This window comes from Bacillus sp. CCNWLW194 (genome assembly GCF_037120585.1).
In the GTDB taxonomy this organism is placed as follows: Bacteria; Bacillota; Bacilli; order Bacillales; family Bacillaceae_G; genus Bacillus_A; species Bacillus_A basilensis.
In genome coordinates, this window is sequence record NZ_JBBBBL010000002.1 from 274,753 (window position 1) to 294,391 (window position 19,639).

Below are 19,639 nucleotides of genomic sequence, written 5' to 3' on the forward strand. Positions count from 1 at the left end.
TGAAAGAAAGGAATGAACAGATGAACAATAAAAATAAAGGAAAAGTATTTTATGGTAATGATTGTTGCGAAGTCAGAGCTTGCAGTCATATTAACATCTCTAAGTCCGAACTTACAGAATTTGTTAGACTTCTTCAAGCTCTTGGCCAAGCTATTCAAGCTGTCTTTCAAAACCCTTCTCAAAATAATATCGATAACTTGATCGCTGCCCTAAATAACTTACAAAAATTCCTCAATTGCTTAGATTTATCTCCAGCACAAAAACAAATTGGAAATTCTATTATTGCTAATCTATTAACTATTTTAAGAACAACACCTTTCTCATGCGGAGCATTGTACGTTGAGCTACAAAGCCTGCTTAATTATATATTGTATATCGCTAAGTTATTCAAAGTAGATTGTTGTACGATCGACAAACTAGTTAGACTTATAACAGAGATCCAAACTATTCTAGTTCAATACGGATCAGGTTGCCTTGGAGGCGGAGGAGCAACAGGGGCTACTGGTGCTACAGGGGCTACCGGACCTCGAGGACCGGCGGGTGCTCAAGGTGCTACTGGGCCTCAAGGACCAGCTGGTGCTCAAGGTGCTACTGGACCTCAAGGGCCTCAAGGCGCACAAGGACCAGCTGGTGTTCAAGGTGCTACTGGACCTCAAGGGCCTCAAGGTATTCAAGGACCGGCTGGTGCTACTGGTGCAACAGGACCAGCGGGTACTCCAATTCCTGTAACTATCGCGGCAATCGGAAACTCAAACCCACAAACTATATCACCTGGAACAAACATCCAATTTAATCAAGTTTTCGAAATAAATAACATTAATTTTAATGACACTGCAGATACTTTAACAATTTTAGAAACAGGCGTATATGATATTAGTTTCTCAGCATCTACAACTTTCCCAGGATCTTCACCATTTGGATTCGGTATTTCATTCAATGGCCAACCACCTACTCGTAATTTCTCAACTAACGTTATCGGTAGTGCTGTTTCTTTCTCTACAATCGTTACTTTACAAGCTGGTACAACGATTTCTATACAGCCTACAGCAAACACTATTTCTATTCCTAATACAGGCGATACAACTGCAACACTATCAGTATTCCGAATTTACTAATTTTCACTCAATAAGTATTTTTATAATAATATGTATTGTTTAACCGTGCATTAAATCTCTCTTTATATAGAAAGGAGCACTTATTTGGGAGGATAAGTGCTCCTTCTTTACGTTTCTTTACCTCAAATTTACTCTATCTTAATCCTCATTTTGTATGATAAATAGTGAAGTCAAAGATATGAAAGAGGGATGAAAATGAGAGTTATGTCACTAATACGCATTTGGTTTGCTCTTATGGTATGCATTATTTTATGTGTAGGATTTTTTTTAACTCTAAAATATTCCACTATATCAAAAGCAGAGAGAAAAACTGTTCCATACAAACTTTTGTATACAAAACAAAGCAACATCCCTTATTCCAATGCTACAAAGAATGAAAAAAAAGTTATAAAAGGAATGCTTATTACGCAAGCTTCTAGTTCCGAATCCTTACTTCAAATTGCTGAAACAATTAAAGATCAGTATAAAAATAAAGAAATTGATGAAATCATGCTTTCTATCCATAATGAAAATAATGGTAATTATGAGGAAGAATTACCTTACGAACCTATTAGTAAAGGAAAAATAATCGTCACATACGATTCCGAATCCCTTGGCAGTACGAATATTATACTTAACGAGTAATATTATATATCTCAAGGGATATGGATTAATAGCTAATTAAGATAGACAAAAATCTCTACCGATTAAAATTTCATTTTGTTTTCATACAAAAAAAGAGGCGAATTTCTTTATTCGCCTCTTTCTTTTACCAAAATGAAGGAATCCATTCTTTCACTTTATCAAGCCACTCTTGTTGCTCTTGTTTTCGTTGTTGTTCCTCTTCTTTCCTTCTCTTCTCTTCTTCTTTTCTTCGTTTTTCCTCTTCTATTGTAGTCAATTGTTTTTTATAATCAGCCTCAGATATAAGCGATAACTGGAATGCTTTTTGAGTTGGATTTGCGTTCGCTTTTTTCATAATATCCCGGAACATTGTCGTCGTAATTTGACTCCCGCCCGGAACATAATGATCGCTATCTGTTTTATCATATCCTACCCAAATTGCACCTACCAAATCTGGTGTGTACCCAACAAACCATGAATCCTTTGCACCGGTGCTCGGGCCATTTACAATTTGAGTAGTTCCTGTCTTACCTGCCGTATCAACATTAGTAACTTTCGCCTTTTCGCCCGTCCCCTTTTCGACAACACCTTTTAATAAATATGTCATCTTTTGAGAAATTTTCTCGCTCGTCACTCGTGTCTCTTTCTTATACCACTTGCCAAGCGTTTCACCTTCAGCATTTTGTATCTCTCTAATTGCATGAGCTTCCACTTGGACACCGTCATTTGCAAATGTACTGTATGCTTGAGCCATTACAAATGGAGATGTCCCCACATGCATACCGCCTAAAGCAATCGGATACGTACGATCTTCTGGCACTAATGGAATACCAAATCGCTCTAAAGATTTCAATCCTTTATCTAATCCAATTTGCTCTAATAGCCAAACAGCTGAAACATTGTACGACTTTGCCACTGCTTCATACATTGTCACATCACCGTGAAAAGTATGATCGCTATTTTGCGGTTTATATTCTTTAATATTAAATGGTTCATCTTTTAATATGTCGTATACTTCATACCCTTGCTCTAACGCTGGTACATATACAGCCAGAGGCTTTAACGTTGAGCCAGGTTGTCTTTTTAATTGGGTTGCATGGTTAAACTGTAAAAACTGATATGGCCCTCTCCCTCCAACTAAAGCTGGTACACCACCTGTTTTTGGATTCATAAGAACTACACCTGTTTGCATAAGTTGATCTGAGCCACTATCTTTGAAATAACTATTATTATTCACAACATCTTCTACAGCCTGTTGTTTTTTCGGATCAAGCTCTGTATAAATACGATAGCCACCTGCTAAAATTTCATTTTGTGTTAATTCGTACTTATCCATCGCTTCTCTAACAATATAGTCTACATATTGAGAGTATTTCCCCTTGTATTTATCATCAACACCACGTTTTAACACAAGACCGCTCTCTTTTTCTTTATTATACTGTTCGTCAGAAATATACCCTTGCTCTTTCATTAAACTTAATACAACATTACGTCTTTCGATGGATTTATTAAAGTTTTTATAAGGTGAATACGCAGATGGTGCTTTAATTAATCCTGCAATCGTTGCAGCCTCTGAAATTGTTAAATCTTTTACATCTTTATCAAAATAAGATTTAGCTGCCCTTTTTATACCCCAAGCACCTTCACCAAAATAAATTTGATTCATATACATTTCGATAATTTCATCTTTCGTATACGTACGTTCTATTTTTTTTGTTAAAAAATATTCCTTTATTTTGCGTGAAAACGTGCGGTCTTGCGTTAGAAATACATTTTTCGCAAGTTGTTGTGTAATTGTACTTCCACCTGCTACAACTTCTCCTGCTGTAATATTTTTAAAAACTGCACTTATAATTCCACTATAGTAAATACCGTGATGGTTAAAAAACTCCTTATCTTCTACTGCAACAATTGCCTGAACCATAACATCAGGAATATCTTTCCTTTTCACACCTTCTGTTTTAGAAGAAGCTAATTTAGTCGCAACTTCATTATTTGCATCATAAATTAAGGTCGGTTGCGGAACAGCTTGTTTTAATTCAGTTATGTCTTGAATGGAAATTATTATATTTATAGCAATAAATAGAGTAGCGAGTAAACTTCCTAATACAATTAATGAATTACGAAGTTTCTTCCTCTTGTTGAACCACTCCTGCATTTTTTTTAAGTGAGTGTTCTTCAATTTCATTCGTTCACTTCCTTCGTTTGTTTACACTCTTCTTTTCAAAAGGAAGAATATACCTCCTTTTAAATTTATTATAATAACGTAGTCTTTCCTATAGTGTAAAGCTTTTCTTTCACATTCATACTTTTTGCAAGAAAAGGACATTCTACAAGTAAGATATTCATTATTGATTATTAATATTATTAATACAACAATGAGAGTTATGTTAAGTTTTTGTAAACTTTTCGATAAAATGTTTTAAAAAACGACAGTTTTTTGTTAGAATTGACTAGCCAATATATTTTACATATATTACTTTTGTGGGGGTAACTAATAATGGTCTTTAAATCAAAAAAAGATAAATTTTCTGAAATGTTAATGAATGTTTCTGAAAATTTAAAAGAAGGCGCGCAGTTTTTCGTGGAGTATAAAATTAAAAATGCTAGCGATTTAAAAGAGTTTTCTATGCGCATGAAAGAGTATGAGTCAAAAGGTGACTCATTTATTCACGAAATCATAATGGAGCTAAACAAAGCGTTTATTACTCCTATTGAACGTGAGGACATCCTACAGCTTGCAATGAGTATGGATGATGTATTAGACGGATTAGATCACAGTGCTGGTCTATTCGAAATGTATTCTATTACAGAAGCTGATGAATACATGATTAAGTTCGTAGAAGCAATTAATCAATGTGCCATTGAGATTGCAAACTCTGTTGAACTAATGTCTAAAAAGAAGTTAGTCGACATTCGTACGAACGCGATTAAGATTAAGGATTACGAATCACAATGTGATGATATTCGCCGTCATGCGATTAAGCACTTATTCTCTCGTGAAAAAGATCCGATTAAGATTATTCAATACAAAGAGATTTACGAAGAGCTTGAAGAAGTAGCGGATAGCTGCCAAAGCGTTGCAAACGTATTAGAAACAATTATTATGAAGAACGCGTAAGGAGTTTGATCATGGATACACTCTTGATACTGACCGTTTTAGTAGTCATTTGCGCTTTAGCTTTTGACTTTATCAATGGATTTCACGATACAGCAAACGCTATTGCAACGGCTGTTTCAACGAAAGCTCTAAAGCCTAGACATGCAATTATTATGGCAGCTATTATGAACTTTTTAGGTGCGATGACATTTACAGGTGTAGCAAAAACGATTACAAAAGATATCGTTGACCCATTTGCCTTGCAAAATGGTTCTCTTGTAATTTTAGCTGCTTTACTTGCGGCAATAGCATGGAATTTAATCACTTGGTACTACGGTATTCCAAGTAGTTCTTCGCATGCAATTATTGGCTCAATCGCAGGTGCAGCTATCGCTGCTGCCGGTATTAGCTCATTAAACCTTAAAGGGTTTATCAAAATTCTTGAAGCTTTAATCATTTCACCGATTATCGCTTTTGTTATTGGTTATATCGTATACAGTATTTTTAAAGTAGTCTTTAAAAACTTTAATTTAACGAAAACGAACAAAAACTTCCGTATATTCCAGATTTTCACTGCTGCATTACAAGCTTATACGCATGGTACGAATGATGCGCAAAAAGCAATGGGAATCATTACGATGGCTCTTATGGCCAATAACTATCATACTTCTAGCGACATCCCGTTCTGGGTACAATTATCTTGTGCAATTGCAATGGGGCTTGGTACTTCTGTCGGCGGATGGAAAATCATTAAAACTGTCGGTGGACAAATTATGAAAATTCGTCCTGTAAATGGTGTAGCAGCCGATTTATCATCATCACTTGTTATTTTCGGTGCAACATTCATTCACTTACCAGTTAGTACAACGCACGTTATCTCTTCTTCTATTTTAGGGGTTGGTGCTTCTCATCGTGTGAAAGGTGTAAAATGGGGAACTGCAAAACGTATGTTAATTACATGGGTTATTACACTTCCTATTTCAGCTTCTTTAGCTGCTCTATTTTACACTTTATTACACTTTATCTTTTAATAAAAAGTCGTCTTCCTTATTTTTCTAGGAAGACGACTTTTTTGTGAACAAACCTTTTTCTTATTAAAAAGCGTGTATAATAATTAGTGGTTAAGTTATATAGAGGAGTTGGCAATTTTGGAATACATCATGTTACTTTTCATCGGGCTAATCGCCGGAACAGTCGGGAGTCTAGTCGGACTTGGTGGCGGAATTATTATCGTTCCGTTATTAATCGGATTACACAGCCTATCACCACAACTTGCAGTAGGAACTTCAATGGTAACAGTCGTTTTTACAGGACTATCTTCCACCCTTACTTATATGAAGCATAAACGAGTAGATTACAAAAGTGGACTTATTTTATTTATTGGGAGTGGCCCTGGTGGTATCATCGGCTCGTGGGCAAATAAATTTTTAAATCAAGATACATTTTCTTTATATTTTGGGATTTTCCTTATTTTTGTCTCCATTCTTCTTATGTTACGAGACAAATTAAAACCCCTTTCTTTATCAAATATGACTGTAATTAAGCGTTCTTTTACAGATAACGAAGGGAACACTGTACACTATCAATTCCCACCGCTTCTCGCTATCTTTATCGCCTTTATAGTTGGATTTATATCTGGTTTATTTGGAATTGGTGGCGGTGCCTTACTTGTTCCTGCAATGATGCTACTTTTTGCATTCCCAGCACATATTGCTGTAGCAACTTCGATGTTTATTGTATTTCTATCAGCAATTGTAAGTTCCGCAACTCACATCTCCCTTGGAAATGTCAGCTGGATTTACGCATTAATTCTTATTCCTGGTGCATGGATTGGCGGGAAAATCGGGGCTTATATTAATACAAAACTAAGTGGTAAGGCCGTAATTAATTTATTACGTATCACATTAATGATTCTTGGAACTAGATTAATCATTACTTCTTTTTTATAACGCGTTCTTTTTAGAATGCGTTTTTCTTATACGCATGAATATAAAAAACTTCCTAAGAGAACAAATAAAATTAAACAAACACATAATAACATATAATTGGAAATATGTAATTTCTTCAAGTTGACCACTCCTATAACTGCGACTGTTATCTTTATGATAGCGAAAAAATAATTCACTTGCAGTTACAAAGTGCTAACAATGCAAAATCATTTATTACAAATTTTATCCTTATATTTCATTTCTTTGTATATTCTATCGGTTTAATAAAAAAAGATGTCATATTGACATCTTTTTTAATGAAGAAGTGACCATCCCATAAAATCCTCATGTACTTGGCACGCCCTCTTATCGTTTCGATCATATAATTCAGCATAACTATCTGTTTCTTCATCATAAGCCATCGTATAAATAATTTGGCCGTCTACTTCAACGGATAACACGACTCCACCTTTCATCTCTTCTACATGAATGATAGCATTCGCCGGAATTCTCATATCCGTCATTTTTATCGCATCTAACAATATACTAAACCCCCTACAGCGTATTCATTGCTAGTACTATTACACACTAAATAGTATACTACTGTAATAGCATATATTTCGTCAATGAAATTGCAGTTTAAATAGTATATTGTCTTTATACTTATACGCTAAAATAGAAGATATTGAAATGTTTAAATGGGGGGCTAACATTGATTCTACATAAGGGAGACGTACTATTCCGTCAAGGCGAGGATGGTCCTTTGTATTTTATAAAAACAGGTTTATTAAAAGTAGTAAGAATAGAAGAAGATGGAACACCGTTTTTATTCAACATTATCGTTCCAGGTGAAACAATACCTCACCATTCTTTAATTTCACCGAAGGAATATCACGGTACAGCAATCGCTTTAATGAAAACAGAAGTTGAACCTATACTTAGCAATGAATGGTACGATCAACTCCAGGCAAATCCTGCATCCTATGCAAATATCGCTATGCAATTACAATCAAAATTAAGAATGATGCAACAGCGTATCGATCAATTGACAACCGTTTCTCCGAAAGAACGTCTTCATCGTTTACAAGAGTGGTTCACACTATATTTAGGTGACATTCCAATATATGAAATATTAACACAAACCGAAATTGGTCAACTCATAGGTATACGCCGCGAGACAGTAAATCGACTATTACGAGAACAAACAAAAAACGAGGTGAAATAACCCCTCGTTTTTTTCTTATTCAAGCTCACTCTATTGTAAGCTTGCTGCTGGACCGAAAAATTCATAATGAATATGCTCTTGTTTCACACCTAAATCAGTTAGTGCAGCATTTATATGCTTCATAAATGCTACTGGACCACAGAAATAAAACTCTGCTTCAATTGTCGGAATAATAGTTTGTAACCATTCTCTTTCAATGAAACCTTCTTTATCAAAGTTCTTCATTTCCAAATCTTTTTCAGTTGGTGCAGAATAACAAGTATATGCTTTAACTTGTTCGTATTCATTATCTACTGCCTCAACGTGTTCTTTCATTGCATGTGTATTACTATTTAGCGCTGCATGAACAAAATATACATTACGTTTTGAGTCTTGTTCAATTAACGTATTTAGCATACTCATCATTGGTGTAATACCTACTCCACCACTAATTAGTACAACTGGTAATGTTGAATCCATATTTAATACGAAATCTCCTGCTGGTGCACTTACTGGTAACATATCTCCTTCTTCTACATGATCATGTAAGTAGTTAGATACTTTACCGTCCGGTGTATCTACACCTTTTTCTTTCTTTACACTAATACGATAATATTCTTTTCCAGGAGCATCCGATAAGCTATATTGACGATTATGTGTATATGTTTCGCCTTCAATATTTATTTGAATCGTTACATATTGTCCTGGGATGAATGAAGAAACTTTCCCTCCATCTTCAGGTTTTAAATAAAATGACGTAATAACATCGCTTTCCTTCACTTTTTTAACAACTACAAAGTTACGGAAATCTTTCCATCCGCCTTCTTTATGCGCAGCTTCCTCATACATCTCTGCTTCAATGCTAATGAATGCATCAGCAATGACACCATAAGCTTCTCCCCATGCGTTTAAAACTTCATCAGGTGCACCTGCGACCTCTTTAATTGCACGTAGTAAACATGTACCTACAATTGGATAATGTTCCGCTTTAATACCTAAACTTCTATGCTTATGACCTATTTGTTTTACAACTGGAATAATAACTTCTAAATTATCAATGTAAGTTGCAGCTGCATAAACAGCATTCGCTAACGCTTGTTGTTGTCTTCCTTTTTTCTGATTCGTATGGTTGAAAATATTCAATAACTCCGGATGTTCCGAAAATAAAATTTGATAAAATCTCGTTGTAATTTCAACGCCTTTTTCTTGTAATAATGGTACTGTTGACTTTACGATTTCGATTGTTTTTTCACTTAACATTGTATCCCACTCCTCTATTTCCTTAACTGTTTTTAGTTTAACTGAATTGTATAATACAGATTGTGATTTTAATCACTATTAACACGGTGTTTTTGTGAAAAATATATGAACATTGCGCTTACAAAAGAAAATAAGCCAACTAGAATGCTAGCTAGCTTATTATTTGGACTGTATAGCTTGTTCAATTACCCTTATATCTTTCCCATCTCCAAATTCTGTATACCCCCAGATATTCGTTTCACCTTTATATTTATTTACGATAATATCTAAGTCATGATATACACGATGAGCATACACTACATACTCAATATTTTGAAGTTCTACACCTTTTTTTACAATTTCATAACTTCTATTTACATCGCGTTTTATCTTATCATTTTTTATTTCTGTATGTATATTTTTTAAGGATGATTCTTGTTGTTGGAACCATTTCTTAAATTGGTTCCAGTCCCCATCTGTATAATTCTCTGCCTTACCATAATTTAAGAAATTATTATAACTTTCATGTGTCATACGAATAAAATCAAGCACTTTTGTCTCTTCTTGCACATCTTCTATTTCAGCTGTTGTACTTACCCCAGCGGGCTTATTCGCATAATGTAATAACACCTTCATAAGACTATAGCTCGCAATGATCATTACGATAATAATCCCGAATACACTTAACAATTTCTTCATATACAGAACTCCTTCTCTACTAAAGATATTACAATGTAACACTATACTTGTAACATTCTCTCGTAGAAATATAATTCCTGTATAAATCCTTCCTATCATTTCGACAATATTCTTCTATACATTTCTCGTTGGCAAATGTTCTTGTAAAACAATATATCCTTCATAAGCTGTGTAACCGAGTATAGCCATTAATCCGATATAACAAGCAAATACTGTCCATTTTGTTTTCATATCCACTTTATAATAGTTTTCCTGTTGTCTCTTTTCTGTCTCCCATTCCTTTAATTTTCTTTCTGACATTTCAAATGCTTCTCTTATATGAATTGTATGTGTTTCTTTTTCATCTTCATATGGGACGTAATCCAGTGGCTCAAACTTTGGTAAAAGATACTCTAACACTTCAATCTTTTGAAATTCTCCTGTTTTTAATTCTTTCTCTCTTTCTTTTTGCCTTAATACATTTATTTCATGTTGCATCATATATATATTTCGATGTACTGCACCAGTTTCTTTTAACTCCTCTTCAAGCCTCGCAACATATTCTTTCATTCCATCAATTCTATATCCTAATCCCTTAATTGGCTCATCTCTTTTTATTACTCTATACAATTCCATACAGCCGATAATAAAAATAAATCCTCCCAAAATACTTTTAAAATAAATTGAATAGCCAAGTAGCAAAACAAGCCCTGCTCCCCAAATTTTCGTACTTACAACTGAAATAATCCGTCCTCCATCTAACGGAGAAACTGGAATTAAATTAAAGAAATTAATCATGCTTCCAAGTAAAATAATGAGCGCCCAAAATGGCTCTTTCGTTATCATGTAAAGCGGAATAGCTGGTAAAAATGAAAGTAATCCAAAAAGAGGTCCCATATAGGCAATATACGCTTCATCTTTTGCATTTTTCGGCATCTCTTTCATTCCAATAAGAGCCCCCATAAACGGGATAAAGATCGCAGGCGATGTTGGTATTCCTTTTCTTCTTGCCGCCCATAAATGGCCCATTTCATGAACAAACAACAAATAAATGAGTGCTACACCAAATTTCCAACCATAAAGAACCGCGTATGCTCCAAGTGATAGAAACATACTAAATACCGTTGAAAACTTTGCTAATTTAAAAATTGCAAATACCCACTTTAACTTAGAAAGTAAAAATAGCCCCATTGCAACAATAATTCCCCATAATCCTTTTTTATTATTTTTCATATTCCTCTCCTTTATCTCTCATTCATGAATCATTTTCATTCATCAAAATTTATTGTTTTCTCTATTATGACATATTTTTTTCTATTGTTAGAAACAATGTTTATTTAATCCATTTTTAGACAAAAATATAAATAAAAGGAGGTGCATATAAATGAACTTACAATCTCTCATAATAGGTGTTCTATCGTTTTTAGCTTCAACTCTTATTTTTTATACCGTTAGTTACGTATTATTATTAGATTTGTTGCCCAATCATGTCTTTATCACTCTTATCATCCTTTCCGCTCTTATGATTTCTTTTCTTATTACGCGAAAATCAATGAATGAGCCATCTGCAAAAGCAAAGTAATAGAGAGGGGGTTTTCCCTCTCTATTATCATTTCCTAGGAAAGGCCATATAGACTTTACAAATTACATTCATCCCAATCCGTCAGGGCTAATTAAAGTTTCACCTTATCTTTGTAAATTCATTTTTTCACCATACTCTTTAACAATTTGAATGATATTTTGAAAAACACCTATTTTTTCTTTTTTACTATTTAATATTTTCAAATCATAATTTTCATAATATGTTTCTAATGACTTTAATTGTGATTCTGAAGCATCTTTTACCGGAACAGTAGCATGCAATTCATACTGTTTATACCCTTCCTTTACCTTTTCACCTGAAATTTTTTCACTTTCTTTTTTTCCAATTAATTTTTGAACTTTTTCTGGGAAAATGACTTGCAAATAATATTCTTGTTCCTTCTCTAACTTGTTGTATAATGATTGTGAAATCGTATACCGTACCGTATAATTCACTTTTTGATCGCCTGCTTTAATATGGAACGCGGTAATCTGCAAATCTTTTTTTGTTACTTCCGTTAAAGGACCTACCTGTACCTCATCTTCTTTTTGTTCTGAAACATTTGGAAATATAGCTAAAAGCTTTTCCGTATCTTTTTTATTCAGCATATACATAGCTTTCTTATGTTGTACCCATCCTCGTCTGTCTTCCCCTCTTAGCCATGCATAATATGTTTCTTTTTTTCCATCTCTACTAATTTGTATTTCATATTCAGGTTCACCGAAGCTACCTGTTATTTCTTGTTTCTCAGCTTTATCCATAATGTCTATTACTACCTTAGCTTCTGATTCCTGTAACTTTTTCTCTGTATGTTTTTTTTGTATAACGGTTACCCCTATTGTTTCTTTCACTTCATTCACCGTCTCTTCCACTTTTTTTGTTTCTTTTTTTTGCTCAACTTGACTACAAGATGCTAGTAACATAGCAAATAACAACAATACATATTTCCTTTTCAACTTAATCCTCCTTTTACAATAAGAAATTCTTATAATCTTCATATAAAAAACAAAAACGTGACACACTATAAAATACGCTATACTAAGCATTGAAAGGAGGGTTTTTCATGTCCATTAATTTTCACGATGCAAATAATAAATACACATACGCACAGCGAAACGCCCATATTTCTTGGGGGGAAATGATAAAAAGCATTACAAATATACAAAACAAGCAAATAATTGATATCGGCTGTGGTGGCGGGATTTATACGAAAGAACTTGCTCTTATGGGAGCAAAAAGTATTGTTGGGCTTGATTTTTCAAAAGAAATATTACAGGCTGCAAAAGAAAATTGTAGCGGATTTTCAAACATTTCATTCATTCACGGTGATGCACATAGCATTCCATATCCTAACGATACATTCGACATTGTTATTTCGCGCGCAGTTATTCATCATTTACAAGACATTCCTACATTTCTACGTGAAGCTTCTCGTATATTAAAGAAAAACGGTGTACTTATTGTACAAGACCGAACTATTGAAGATTGTACAATTCCTGGAAGCCCCGAACACATCCGTGGATATTTTTTCTCTACCTTTCCAAAGCTCATTGAAATAGAAGCAAAAAGACGTCCAAAAACCACCACGATACAACAAGAATTACAAAAATATTTTCTTCACGTGTTCCCCACTCAAACACAATGGGAAGTACGAAAAATACATGATTCTGTAGAAGCATTGCTACAAGATTTATCACCTCGAACAGGTCGATCCATTCTATACGAATTAACAGATCACGAACTTTCTCAACTTCTACAACAAGTACAGACTGCATTACAAAACACCTCTCCTATTATCGAAAGAGATCGGTGGACAATTTGGAGCGCCATGAAATTGTAAGGAAGGAAGCCTCACAAAATAATGTGAGGCTTCCTTCTTTCATAATCTAATTTTGCAACACTCTTGATATCCTCCACTTCTGGCCTGTGCACTTCCACACTTCGGACATACTAAATATCTAGACTGATTTGTCAACAAACTACCTTTTTGAAAGAGTAAAACTTCTGCTTGTTTAAACGAACGCGAATAATATAACCACATAAAACCAATTATAGCAATAATGCCAAATAATACTCCCATCGCAAGCATTCCAGTCACCTCTTTTGGTTTGTTCTTTCCAGCAAGTGGATTGTTGTATTATTCTCTGTAAATTCAAACAATACCTTCTTTACTCCTATAAATATCAACTTTCTCCACAAATTTTACAATTCTCTACAAATTTTTACTCCCGTTTTACAATCTAACTTACATCAGCCCTTCACTTCAAAACAAAGCATATTACTTTTGATATTTCCCATATAAATATATCTTTTTAAAAAAATATTGACTTTCGCAAAAAAACATGCAACAATACTGTCAGAATACTTGAATAAAAATTCATTGACGAGAACGAGTACGTTATAGGACTGTCCCCCAGAGAGTTGGCGATTTGCTGAAAGCCAACGTTCAATGCATAGCCGAAAATCATCTCCGAGAAGTAGAACCGAATGCTGTAGTAAGTTCTTACCGGCTGTCCCCCGTTACAAGGAACACGTATCATGTTGTACGTTGTAAAGCCGTATACATATAGAATCATTTCTACATGTATAAATTAGGGTGGTATCGCGGGTAAATATAACTCGTCCCTTTCTTTAGGGGCGAGTTTTTTGTGTTCTTACAAATGAATTTAAAAAAGGAGGAAAAACAGTGAACACTGTATCAAAAACACATATTTTTTTCACAGGTCTTATGCTATTTTCTTTATTTTTTGGGGCAGGTAATTTAATTTTCCCTCCCATACTTGGACAAAATGCAGGTGAAAACTTTTGGCCAGCAATGATTGGATTTTTACTAACAGGAGTCGGTTTACCATTATTAACTGTTATTGCAATTTCTTTATCAGGAAACGGTATGCAACAACTAGCAAGTCATGTTCATCCATTATTCGGAATATTCTTTACGGTAGTTGTATACATTGCAATCGGTCCTTCTATGGGAATTCCACGCGTTGCAAATGTCGCTTATGAAATGGGTGTTAGTTCTTTCTTACCAGAAACAATTCGCTCTAGTAACCTAGCACTATTTTTATATACCGTCATCTTCTTTGCTATCGTATTTTGGCTTAGTTTAAATCCATCTAAACTTGTCGATCGCATTGGAAATATATTAACACCTATTTTATTACTCTCTATTTTCTTATTATTTATTAAAAGTGTATTTACACCACTTGGGCAATCAGGACCAGCAATGCAAGAGTATCAAACTTCTCCAATCTTCAAAGGCTTTATGGAAGGATACTTAACAATGGATACCATTTCAGCACTTGCATTTGGAATTATCGTTGTAAATGCCATTCGCTCTAAAGGTGTGAAAGATCGTAAGTCCATTGCCATCGCAACAGCGAAAGCAGGACTTATTGCCGCTACCGGTCTCGTACTTGTATATGGTGCACTTGGCTGGCTCGGTGCAACTAGCGTCTCACTCGGATACGCAAAGAATGGGGGACAACTACTTACTGTAATCGTACAACAATTATTCGGTCCATACGGCTTACTTCTACTAGCTCTGATTGTTACACTCGCTTGCTTAACGACATGTGTTGGACTCGTATCTGCATGTAGTCAATATTTCTCAACATTATTTACAAAATTTTCATACAAAATGTTTGCAAGTATCGTTTGCGCTTTAGGGTTACTAGTTGCTAACTTAGGTTTAACAAAAATCATTGCCATCTCTGTTCCAATTTTACTTGTTGTATATCCAATTGCAATCGTACTCGTTCTACTATCGTTACTGCATAAATACTTCGGCGGATATCGCTCTGTTTATGTAGGTGCTTTAATTGGTGCAGCCGTAGTGAGCGTATTTGATGGATTAAAACAAGGTGGTATTTCAATTTCATATATCACACCATATTTTGAATTTATCCCTTTATATAATGAAGGAATTGGCTGGCTAATACCAGCATCAGCCGGAGCTCTTATCGGCTTTACAATCGCTAAGCTAAGCGGTGCGAAAAGAGTACCCTTACTTACCGAATCTCATGAAGTAAAAGCATCCTAAAAAAACTCCCGAAAGGGAGTTTTTTTACTTTTGATAAGCAGTATGATTAAAACTACTTATTTTATATGCTTTCGTATAATAGTCGATATTTGTATCCACTGTTTCTACTTTGACAACATCGTAGCAATCTTCTTGCTTTACTAAAAATAAATAGTACTCTTCTGTCGCCTCAACAATTGCAATTTTATCTGTTTCAACATTATATTGTTCACAAAGTACTTGTAATGCGTTCACATAATCCCCTAATTTTTTAGACTTATCCATACCAAATATAGTTTGAACTAACATATACATTCTCCCCTTTGTATGTACTGTTAACAACTTAACGATAACGCTTACATTTATTGTCGTCAATAAAAAGATTCAGTGCAAACTAATAATCAGTGGGAATAACCCCCCCACTGATTAAAGTTTCACTTTATCATTTCGTCAATTGATGTCTAAACGCATAAATAACCGCCTGTGTCCGGTCACTTACATTTAGCTTATTTAATATATTACTCACATGCGTCTTTACTGTTTTGAGGGCAATAAACAATTCATCTGCAATCTCTTGATTACTTTTCCCCTCTGCAATTAATAACAAAATTTCAGACTCTCTTTCTGTTAACTCCTCATGCAAAGGTTGTTCTTTCTTCTGACGCATACGAGACATCATTTTACCAGTAACTTTTGGCTCTAATACTGTTTCTCCATCATAAGTAGCCCGTACAGCGTCCGCTATATCACTCGCTCTTGATGTTTTTAATAAATAACTTGTCGCTCCGGCCTCAATAACAGGATACAATTTCTCATCATCTAAAAAGCTCGTTACAACTACAATTTTCGCTTCTGGCCATTCCTGAATAATAGCACGTGTTGCTTCAACCCCATCCATCTCATCCATTACAAGGTCCATCAAAATAATATCCGGTCTTAATTGCAGTGCTAACTCTGAACCTCTTCTTCCATTTTCAGCTTCTCCGACTACTTCAATATCTGGCTGCGTTGATAAATATGCTGATACACCCATTCGAACCATTTCATGATCATCTACTAGTAATACTTTTATCATGACTCTCCCCCTCTCTCAATCATAATCGGTACTTTCACTTCAATTTGTGTACCTTTATTTGGAAAACTAAGCACTTTTAATGTACCACCAATTTCATGAACTCGCTCTTGCATTGATCTTAAACCATATGAACCGGCCTTATTAACTCCAACTTTAAAACCGACACCATCATCAATTATCTTCAATATTGCATATTGTTCAATTTTGCGTAAACGTACTTCCGTTTTCTTTGCCTTCGCATGCCGTAATGTATTAGACAGCGCCTCTTGGACAATACGGAATAAGTGATCTTCTACACCTTTTTTTAATTGAATTGGTTCAATTAACCATTCAATTTTCATATGTTGCTTTCTAGACAGTTCTGTTAATAATTCTTCTATACCCTCTGTTAATTTCTTACCTTCTAACTGCACTGGGCGTAAATGAAGAAGCAACGCTCTCATTTCTGACTGTGCATTTACAACCATATTCTCAACGAGTTGCAACTGCTTTTTCGTCGTTTCTGGAAATTCAGCTACTTGTTCATTAATAGCCGACATCATCATCGACATTGCAAAAAGCTGCTGACTTACAGAATCATGCAGCTCCCTCGCCAATCGATGCCTTTCTTGGGAAATCGCTTCTTGTCTCATCTCTTCATTCCAATGAGCTCGTTCATTCGTTACCTTTTGAAAGAGTCCAGCTTGCTCCTCTAATCGACGAGCCAGAACGATTACTTTTCGTTCCACTTCATGAAATTCATCATCTGCAGTAAACGAAACATCGCTCGGAAAATTCCCTCGCTCTACTTCAAATAGAAAAGTATTTAATCCTTGTATGCGCTGCTCTATATAGTAACCGATTGCATATCCTACAATCCCCCCGATAAGTAAACTTGTAGTCATAATAAACAAGCCAATTGGAACAGAAGCGATGGATTCCTTCCATAATAAATCATACACTTGTTGTTCGCTTTTCCATACATATACAATTGTACAAATAAGTGCGATACTAACAGAGGACAACATAGAATAACGAATATACATCCACGAAATATTTTTTTGTTTCTTCATTATACTTTCCTCACTTCCGTATCGCCTACGACAAGCGAAGAAATAATTTTAATACGACGAGGAGCTTCTTTATACTGCTCTGTTCTAAATGTAACATTGCGATTAAAACCTGTCTCTTCATGTCCTGGCAAGAGCACACGTCCAACAATAACAGAGTGATTTAAAGACAGTTCAATATCATATGGCACATATAAACGAATATTTCCAACGATGCCTCGAATAACAATTACTGTCTCCCCTTCTGGAATCATAGCAGTTGTTAAATCTATTTCCACATCACAAGCACCATATTGAACATTTATATCCTCAAGTTCATAAATATGATCCATCATTCGTACATTACCTACAAACATATTTTTTACATATGGTTCTGTACGATATATTTGCTTCTCTTCATCTATAATCCCTTTTTCTTTAATTTCAACCTTCATTGCTTTTTGCTGATGTCCTTGTTGAATCAATTGATAACCAATTAAAGCTAAACAAGCAAATACGACAAGAACAAATGCCGCTGATGAAAATAAGAAGAATAAAAATACGATACCACCAACAAATAAAAATACATTTCCTCGTACATAACGATTCTTTTTACGATAATGCCTTCCAAACATAAGCATAATAAATGCAAAAATGAGACCACCTGGTTCAAAATGTCCAAGTATCATATCAAGAAAAAGACCGAATCCAAATATGATGAGGAGCATCCCCATTAATTGTGTTTTTGAAAAATGCTTCTTCATTTCAGCTCCCCCCTTCTTGTCACATATACATAGAAGAAAAGGCATTGCTTTCCAACACCTTTTCTCCTATCACTATATCATAAGCCTGTTTTATAATATACTACTATTATTTTGTTAACTCTTTCGTTAACGATACATCATTCTTTTCTTTCATTTCACGCTCAAGCTTTGCAATTTTCATATCAAATGTGTCACGTTCATGCTCTTCATTCATACGAGTTTCTAAGTCACGAATGTGATCTTCAATTTCTTCAAATCGTAAGAACGGATTATTTTCATCCATTTTATGCATAGCAGTATTCATACGACGATTTGCATGTGCCATATTTTCACGTGCCATTAGTTCCATACGCTTTGCGTGCATTTCTTTTAATTTATTTTTCATCTCAGAAAGACGACGCTCTAACTCATCGATTTGCTCTACAACACCTGCATACATTTCTTCTAATCGAGTTACTTGCCCTTCATAATAAGCTACCTCTTCTAACGCACGTTCGTGCAATTGGATTTCGCCTGCTTCTTGAGCGATGATAGCCTGCTTTGATCTTTTATTAACGAAATAACGCGCTTGCTCAAGCTCACGAGCAAAATTAGATTTTAATGTTTTATGACGCTGAATTAACTTCTCAATTTTTGTTATTTCACGCTCACTATCGCGTAAATATTGATTTAACATAGCAATTGGATTTTTTCTTTCTTTCTCATCTAACACATTATGAAAATCTGCTAAAATTGCATCGCGTACACGTCCGAATAAAGATTGTTTCATTATAATCTTCCTCTCTTCTACTTTATAAATTTGATTTATTTTAATATTAGTTTTTCATTAACTTGTTCCACTCATCTTCAAAGTTGCTATATGGTTTAGAACTTTCTGAAGCAGAATCAACAACTACATTTTTTTCTTTTTTCCACTCACGGTATCCGTAGTATAAAACTACTAATGCTGCGATACCGATTAATGCTGGGGAGTGCGAAAGTGCAATAGATAAACCGATTAAACCTACAATACCCCAAGCTAACTTTCCAAAAAATGATTGTGCTCGCACAAATGATTTATAGCTCCAGTACACAACTCCTGCTCCGATTGCGAATCCTACAATACCAGCAAGACTACCAAGAGCAATTAAAGCCAAAATACCGGCCGCGATAAACGCTAGAAATTGTTTCATCTTGTGCTTGCCTCCCTTCGATTTGATACTCTTATCTTAACTATTTTTTCTTTTTTCCATAACGAGCTTAAGAACCGTTTTCGACTCAGACTTAAGACCGAGTTGCATTCAGCCTTTTGTAAAAACATAC

General features: G+C 34.8%; 22 protein-coding genes and 1 other annotated feature. Of the genes, 9 read left to right on the top strand and 13 right to left on the bottom strand.

Annotation, left to right across the window (positions count from 1 at the left end; all coding sequences use genetic code 11):
- The first annotated feature begins 20 nt into the window (after positions 1 to 20).
- Entirely contained in the window at positions 21 to 1,115 is a 1,095-nt protein-coding gene (locus tag V7S50_RS04775) for a Gly-Xaa-Xaa repeat protein (protein WP_242251165.1), read from the top strand.
- 195 nt (positions 1,116 to 1,310) lie between these two features.
- The gene (locus tag V7S50_RS04780; RefSeq protein ID WP_242251164.1) at positions 1,311 to 1,739 is read left to right on the top strand and encodes a hypothetical protein; all 429 of its coding nucleotides are present in this window, start codon (positions 1,311 to 1,313) and stop codon (positions 1,737 to 1,739) included.
- A 124-nt stretch (positions 1,740 to 1,863) separates the two neighbouring features.
- Here V7S50_RS04780 and V7S50_RS04785 read toward each other — a convergent pair whose 3' ends face one another.
- The gene (locus tag V7S50_RS04785; RefSeq protein WP_242251163.1) at positions 1,864 to 3,906 is read right to left on the bottom strand and encodes a transglycosylase domain-containing protein; all 2,043 of its coding nucleotides are present in this window, start codon (positions 3,904 to 3,906) and stop codon (positions 1,864 to 1,866) included.
- Between the two features lie 312 nt (positions 3,907 to 4,218).
- Here V7S50_RS04785 and V7S50_RS04790 point away from each other — a divergent pair, with 312 nt between their 5' ends.
- From V7S50_RS04790 to V7S50_RS04800, 3 genes are all read left to right on the top strand, one after another.
- Entirely contained in the window at positions 4,219 to 4,839 is a 621-nt protein-coding gene (locus tag V7S50_RS04790) for a DUF47 domain-containing protein (protein ID WP_063224422.1), read from the top strand.
- 11 nt (positions 4,840 to 4,850) lie between these two features.
- Positions 4,851 to 5,849 carry an inorganic phosphate transporter gene (locus V7S50_RS04795; protein ID WP_063224423.1) on the top strand — a complete coding sequence of 333 codons (999 nt, stop codon included), beginning with the start codon at positions 4,851 to 4,853 and terminating at the stop codon, positions 5,847 to 5,849.
- Between the two features lie 117 nt (positions 5,850 to 5,966).
- On the top strand, positions 5,967 to 6,767 hold the full coding sequence (locus V7S50_RS04800) for a sulfite exporter TauE/SafE family protein (RefSeq protein WP_060630138.1): 801 nt from the start codon (positions 5,967 to 5,969) through the stop codon (positions 6,765 to 6,767).
- Between the two features lie 293 nt (positions 6,768 to 7,060).
- Here the strand turns inward: V7S50_RS04800 and V7S50_RS04805 are convergent, their stop codons facing one another.
- Positions 7,061 to 7,288 (bottom strand): hypothetical protein, encoded by a 228-nt coding sequence (locus tag V7S50_RS04805; protein ID WP_000882907.1) that lies wholly within the window; start codon positions 7,286 to 7,288, stop codon positions 7,061 to 7,063.
- A gap of 170 nt (positions 7,289 to 7,458) precedes the next feature.
- Here V7S50_RS04805 and V7S50_RS04810 point away from each other — a divergent pair, with 170 nt between their 5' ends.
- Entirely contained in the window at positions 7,459 to 7,971 is a 513-nt protein-coding gene (locus V7S50_RS04810; RefSeq protein WP_242251162.1) for a Crp/Fnr family transcriptional regulator, read from the top strand.
- A 30-nt stretch (positions 7,972 to 8,001) separates the two neighbouring features.
- Here V7S50_RS04810 and hmpA read toward each other — a convergent pair whose 3' ends face one another.
- The 3 genes from hmpA to V7S50_RS04825 all read right to left on the bottom strand — a co-directional run bounded on the left by hmpA (position 8,002) and on the right by V7S50_RS04825 (position 11,100).
- The gene (hmpA, locus tag V7S50_RS04815) at positions 8,002 to 9,210 is read right to left on the bottom strand and encodes an NO-inducible flavohemoprotein (RefSeq protein WP_242251161.1); all 1,209 of its coding nucleotides are present in this window, start codon (positions 9,208 to 9,210) and stop codon (positions 8,002 to 8,004) included.
- Between the two features lie 159 nt (positions 9,211 to 9,369).
- Complete coding sequence (locus tag V7S50_RS04820) at positions 9,370 to 9,888, bottom strand: hypothetical protein (RefSeq protein ID WP_242251160.1); 519 nt, start codon at positions 9,886 to 9,888, stop codon at positions 9,370 to 9,372.
- Between the two features lie 114 nt (positions 9,889 to 10,002).
- Positions 10,003 to 11,100: a site-2 protease family protein gene (locus V7S50_RS04825; RefSeq protein ID WP_063224427.1), complete on the bottom strand. Its 1,098-nt coding sequence runs from the start codon at positions 11,098 to 11,100 to the stop codon at positions 10,003 to 10,005.
- Between the two features lie 151 nt (positions 11,101 to 11,251).
- Between V7S50_RS04825 and V7S50_RS04830 the strand changes: the two genes are divergently transcribed.
- Entirely contained in the window at positions 11,252 to 11,449 is a 198-nt protein-coding gene (locus tag V7S50_RS04830) for a hypothetical protein (RefSeq protein ID WP_060630134.1), read from the top strand.
- A 104-nt stretch (positions 11,450 to 11,553) separates the two neighbouring features.
- Here V7S50_RS04830 and V7S50_RS04835 read toward each other — a convergent pair whose 3' ends face one another.
- On the bottom strand, positions 11,554 to 12,405 hold the full coding sequence (locus V7S50_RS04835; protein ID WP_242251159.1) for a hypothetical protein: 852 nt from the start codon (positions 12,403 to 12,405) through the stop codon (positions 11,554 to 11,556).
- Between the two features lie 107 nt (positions 12,406 to 12,512).
- On the opposite strand from V7S50_RS04835, the gene V7S50_RS04840 reads away from it, so the two are divergent.
- A complete protein-coding gene (locus tag V7S50_RS04840; RefSeq protein ID WP_242251157.1) occupies positions 12,513 to 13,289 on the top strand; it encodes a class I SAM-dependent methyltransferase in 777 nt (258 codons plus the stop codon).
- A gap of 39 nt (positions 13,290 to 13,328) precedes the next feature.
- On the opposite strand, the gene V7S50_RS04845 is transcribed toward V7S50_RS04840, so the two are convergent.
- On the bottom strand, positions 13,329 to 13,538 hold the full coding sequence (locus V7S50_RS04845) for a hypothetical protein (protein ID WP_000880630.1): 210 nt from the start codon (positions 13,536 to 13,538) through the stop codon (positions 13,329 to 13,331).
- Between the two features lie 282 nt (positions 13,539 to 13,820).
- Positions 13,821 to 14,079, top strand: a binding site (T-box leader).
- A 56-nt stretch (positions 14,080 to 14,135) separates the two neighbouring features.
- Between V7S50_RS04845 and brnQ3 the strand changes: the two genes are divergently transcribed.
- Positions 14,136 to 15,491 (top strand): branched-chain amino acid transport system II carrier protein BrnQ3, encoded by a 1,356-nt coding sequence (gene brnQ3 / locus V7S50_RS04850; RefSeq protein ID WP_242251155.1) that lies wholly within the window; start codon positions 14,136 to 14,138, stop codon positions 15,489 to 15,491.
- A 24-nt stretch (positions 15,492 to 15,515) separates the two neighbouring features.
- Here the strand turns inward: brnQ3 and V7S50_RS04855 are convergent, their stop codons facing one another.
- The 6 genes from V7S50_RS04855 to V7S50_RS04880 all read right to left on the bottom strand — a co-directional run bounded on the left by V7S50_RS04855 (position 15,516) and on the right by V7S50_RS04880 (position 19,509).
- Positions 15,516 to 15,854 (bottom strand): DUF3992 domain-containing protein, encoded by a 339-nt coding sequence (locus tag V7S50_RS04855; protein WP_242251901.1) that lies wholly within the window; start codon positions 15,852 to 15,854, stop codon positions 15,516 to 15,518.
- Between the two features lie 58 nt (positions 15,855 to 15,912).
- A complete protein-coding gene (locus V7S50_RS04860; RefSeq protein ID WP_074542367.1) occupies positions 15,913 to 16,545 on the bottom strand; it encodes a response regulator in 633 nt (210 codons plus the stop codon).
- Complete coding sequence (locus tag V7S50_RS04865) at positions 16,542 to 17,597, bottom strand: sensor histidine kinase (protein ID WP_101165975.1); 1,056 nt, start codon at positions 17,595 to 17,597, stop codon at positions 16,542 to 16,544. The genes V7S50_RS04860 and V7S50_RS04865 overlap by 4 nt, the downstream gene beginning before the upstream one ends.
- A complete protein-coding gene (liaF, locus tag V7S50_RS04870) occupies positions 17,597 to 18,337 on the bottom strand; it encodes a cell wall-active antibiotics response protein LiaF (RefSeq protein ID WP_060630129.1) in 741 nt (246 codons plus the stop codon). Before liaF ends, V7S50_RS04865 begins: the two co-directional genes overlap by 1 nt.
- A 106-nt stretch (positions 18,338 to 18,443) precedes the next feature.
- Complete coding sequence (locus V7S50_RS04875; RefSeq protein ID WP_242251153.1) at positions 18,444 to 19,106, bottom strand: PspA/IM30 family protein; 663 nt, start codon at positions 19,104 to 19,106, stop codon at positions 18,444 to 18,446.
- Between the two features lie 46 nt (positions 19,107 to 19,152).
- A complete protein-coding gene (locus V7S50_RS04880; protein WP_088095721.1) occupies positions 19,153 to 19,509 on the bottom strand; it encodes a lmo0954 family membrane protein in 357 nt (118 codons plus the stop codon).
- Positions 19,510 to 19,639: the final 130 nt, after the last annotated feature.

Excerpts from the sequence above, each read along its gene's own strand:
- V7S50_RS04880 (WP_088095721.1), bottom strand. The coding sequence starts at position 19,509 with ATGAAACAATTTCTAGCGTTTATCGCGGCCGGTATTTTGGCTTTAATT.
- V7S50_RS04825 (WP_063224427.1), bottom strand. The coding sequence starts at position 11,100 with ATGAAAAATAATAAAAAAGGATTATGGGGAATTATTGTTGCAATGGGG.
- V7S50_RS04790 (WP_063224422.1), top strand. The coding sequence starts at position 4,219 with ATGGTCTTTAAATCAAAAAAAGATAAATTTTCTGAAATGTTAATGAAT.
- V7S50_RS04840 (WP_242251157.1), top strand. The coding sequence starts at position 12,513 with ATGTCCATTAATTTTCACGATGCAAATAATAAATACACATACGCACAG.
- liaF (WP_060630129.1), bottom strand. The coding sequence starts at position 18,337 with ATGAAGAAGCATTTTTCAAAAACACAATTAATGGGGATGCTCCTCATC.
- V7S50_RS04865 (WP_101165975.1), bottom strand. The coding sequence starts at position 17,597 with ATGAAGAAACAAAAAAATATTTCGTGGATGTATATTCGTTATTCTATG.
- V7S50_RS04780 (WP_242251164.1), top strand. The coding sequence starts at position 1,311 with ATGAGAGTTATGTCACTAATACGCATTTGGTTTGCTCTTATGGTATGC.
- V7S50_RS04875 (WP_242251153.1), bottom strand. The coding sequence starts at position 19,106 with ATGAAACAATCTTTATTCGGACGTGTACGCGATGCAATTTTAGCAGAT.
- V7S50_RS04845 (WP_000880630.1), bottom strand. The coding sequence starts at position 13,538 with ATGCTTGCGATGGGAGTATTATTTGGCATTATTGCTATAATTGGTTTT.
- hmpA (WP_242251161.1), bottom strand. The coding sequence starts at position 9,210 with ATGTTAAGTGAAAAAACAATCGAAATCGTAAAGTCAACAGTACCATTA.
- V7S50_RS04785 (WP_242251163.1), bottom strand. The coding sequence starts at position 3,906 with ATGAAATTGAAGAACACTCACTTAAAAAAAATGCAGGAGTGGTTCAAC.
- V7S50_RS04860 (WP_074542367.1), bottom strand. The coding sequence starts at position 16,545 with ATGATAAAAGTATTACTAGTAGATGATCATGAAATGGTTCGAATGGGT.
- V7S50_RS04830 (WP_060630134.1), top strand. The coding sequence starts at position 11,252 with ATGAACTTACAATCTCTCATAATAGGTGTTCTATCGTTTTTAGCTTCA.
- V7S50_RS04795 (WP_063224423.1), top strand. The coding sequence starts at position 4,851 with ATGGATACACTCTTGATACTGACCGTTTTAGTAGTCATTTGCGCTTTA.
- V7S50_RS04820 (WP_242251160.1), bottom strand. The coding sequence starts at position 9,888 with ATGAAGAAATTGTTAAGTGTATTCGGGATTATTATCGTAATGATCATT.
- V7S50_RS04775 (WP_242251165.1), top strand. The coding sequence starts at position 21 with ATGAACAATAAAAATAAAGGAAAAGTATTTTATGGTAATGATTGTTGC.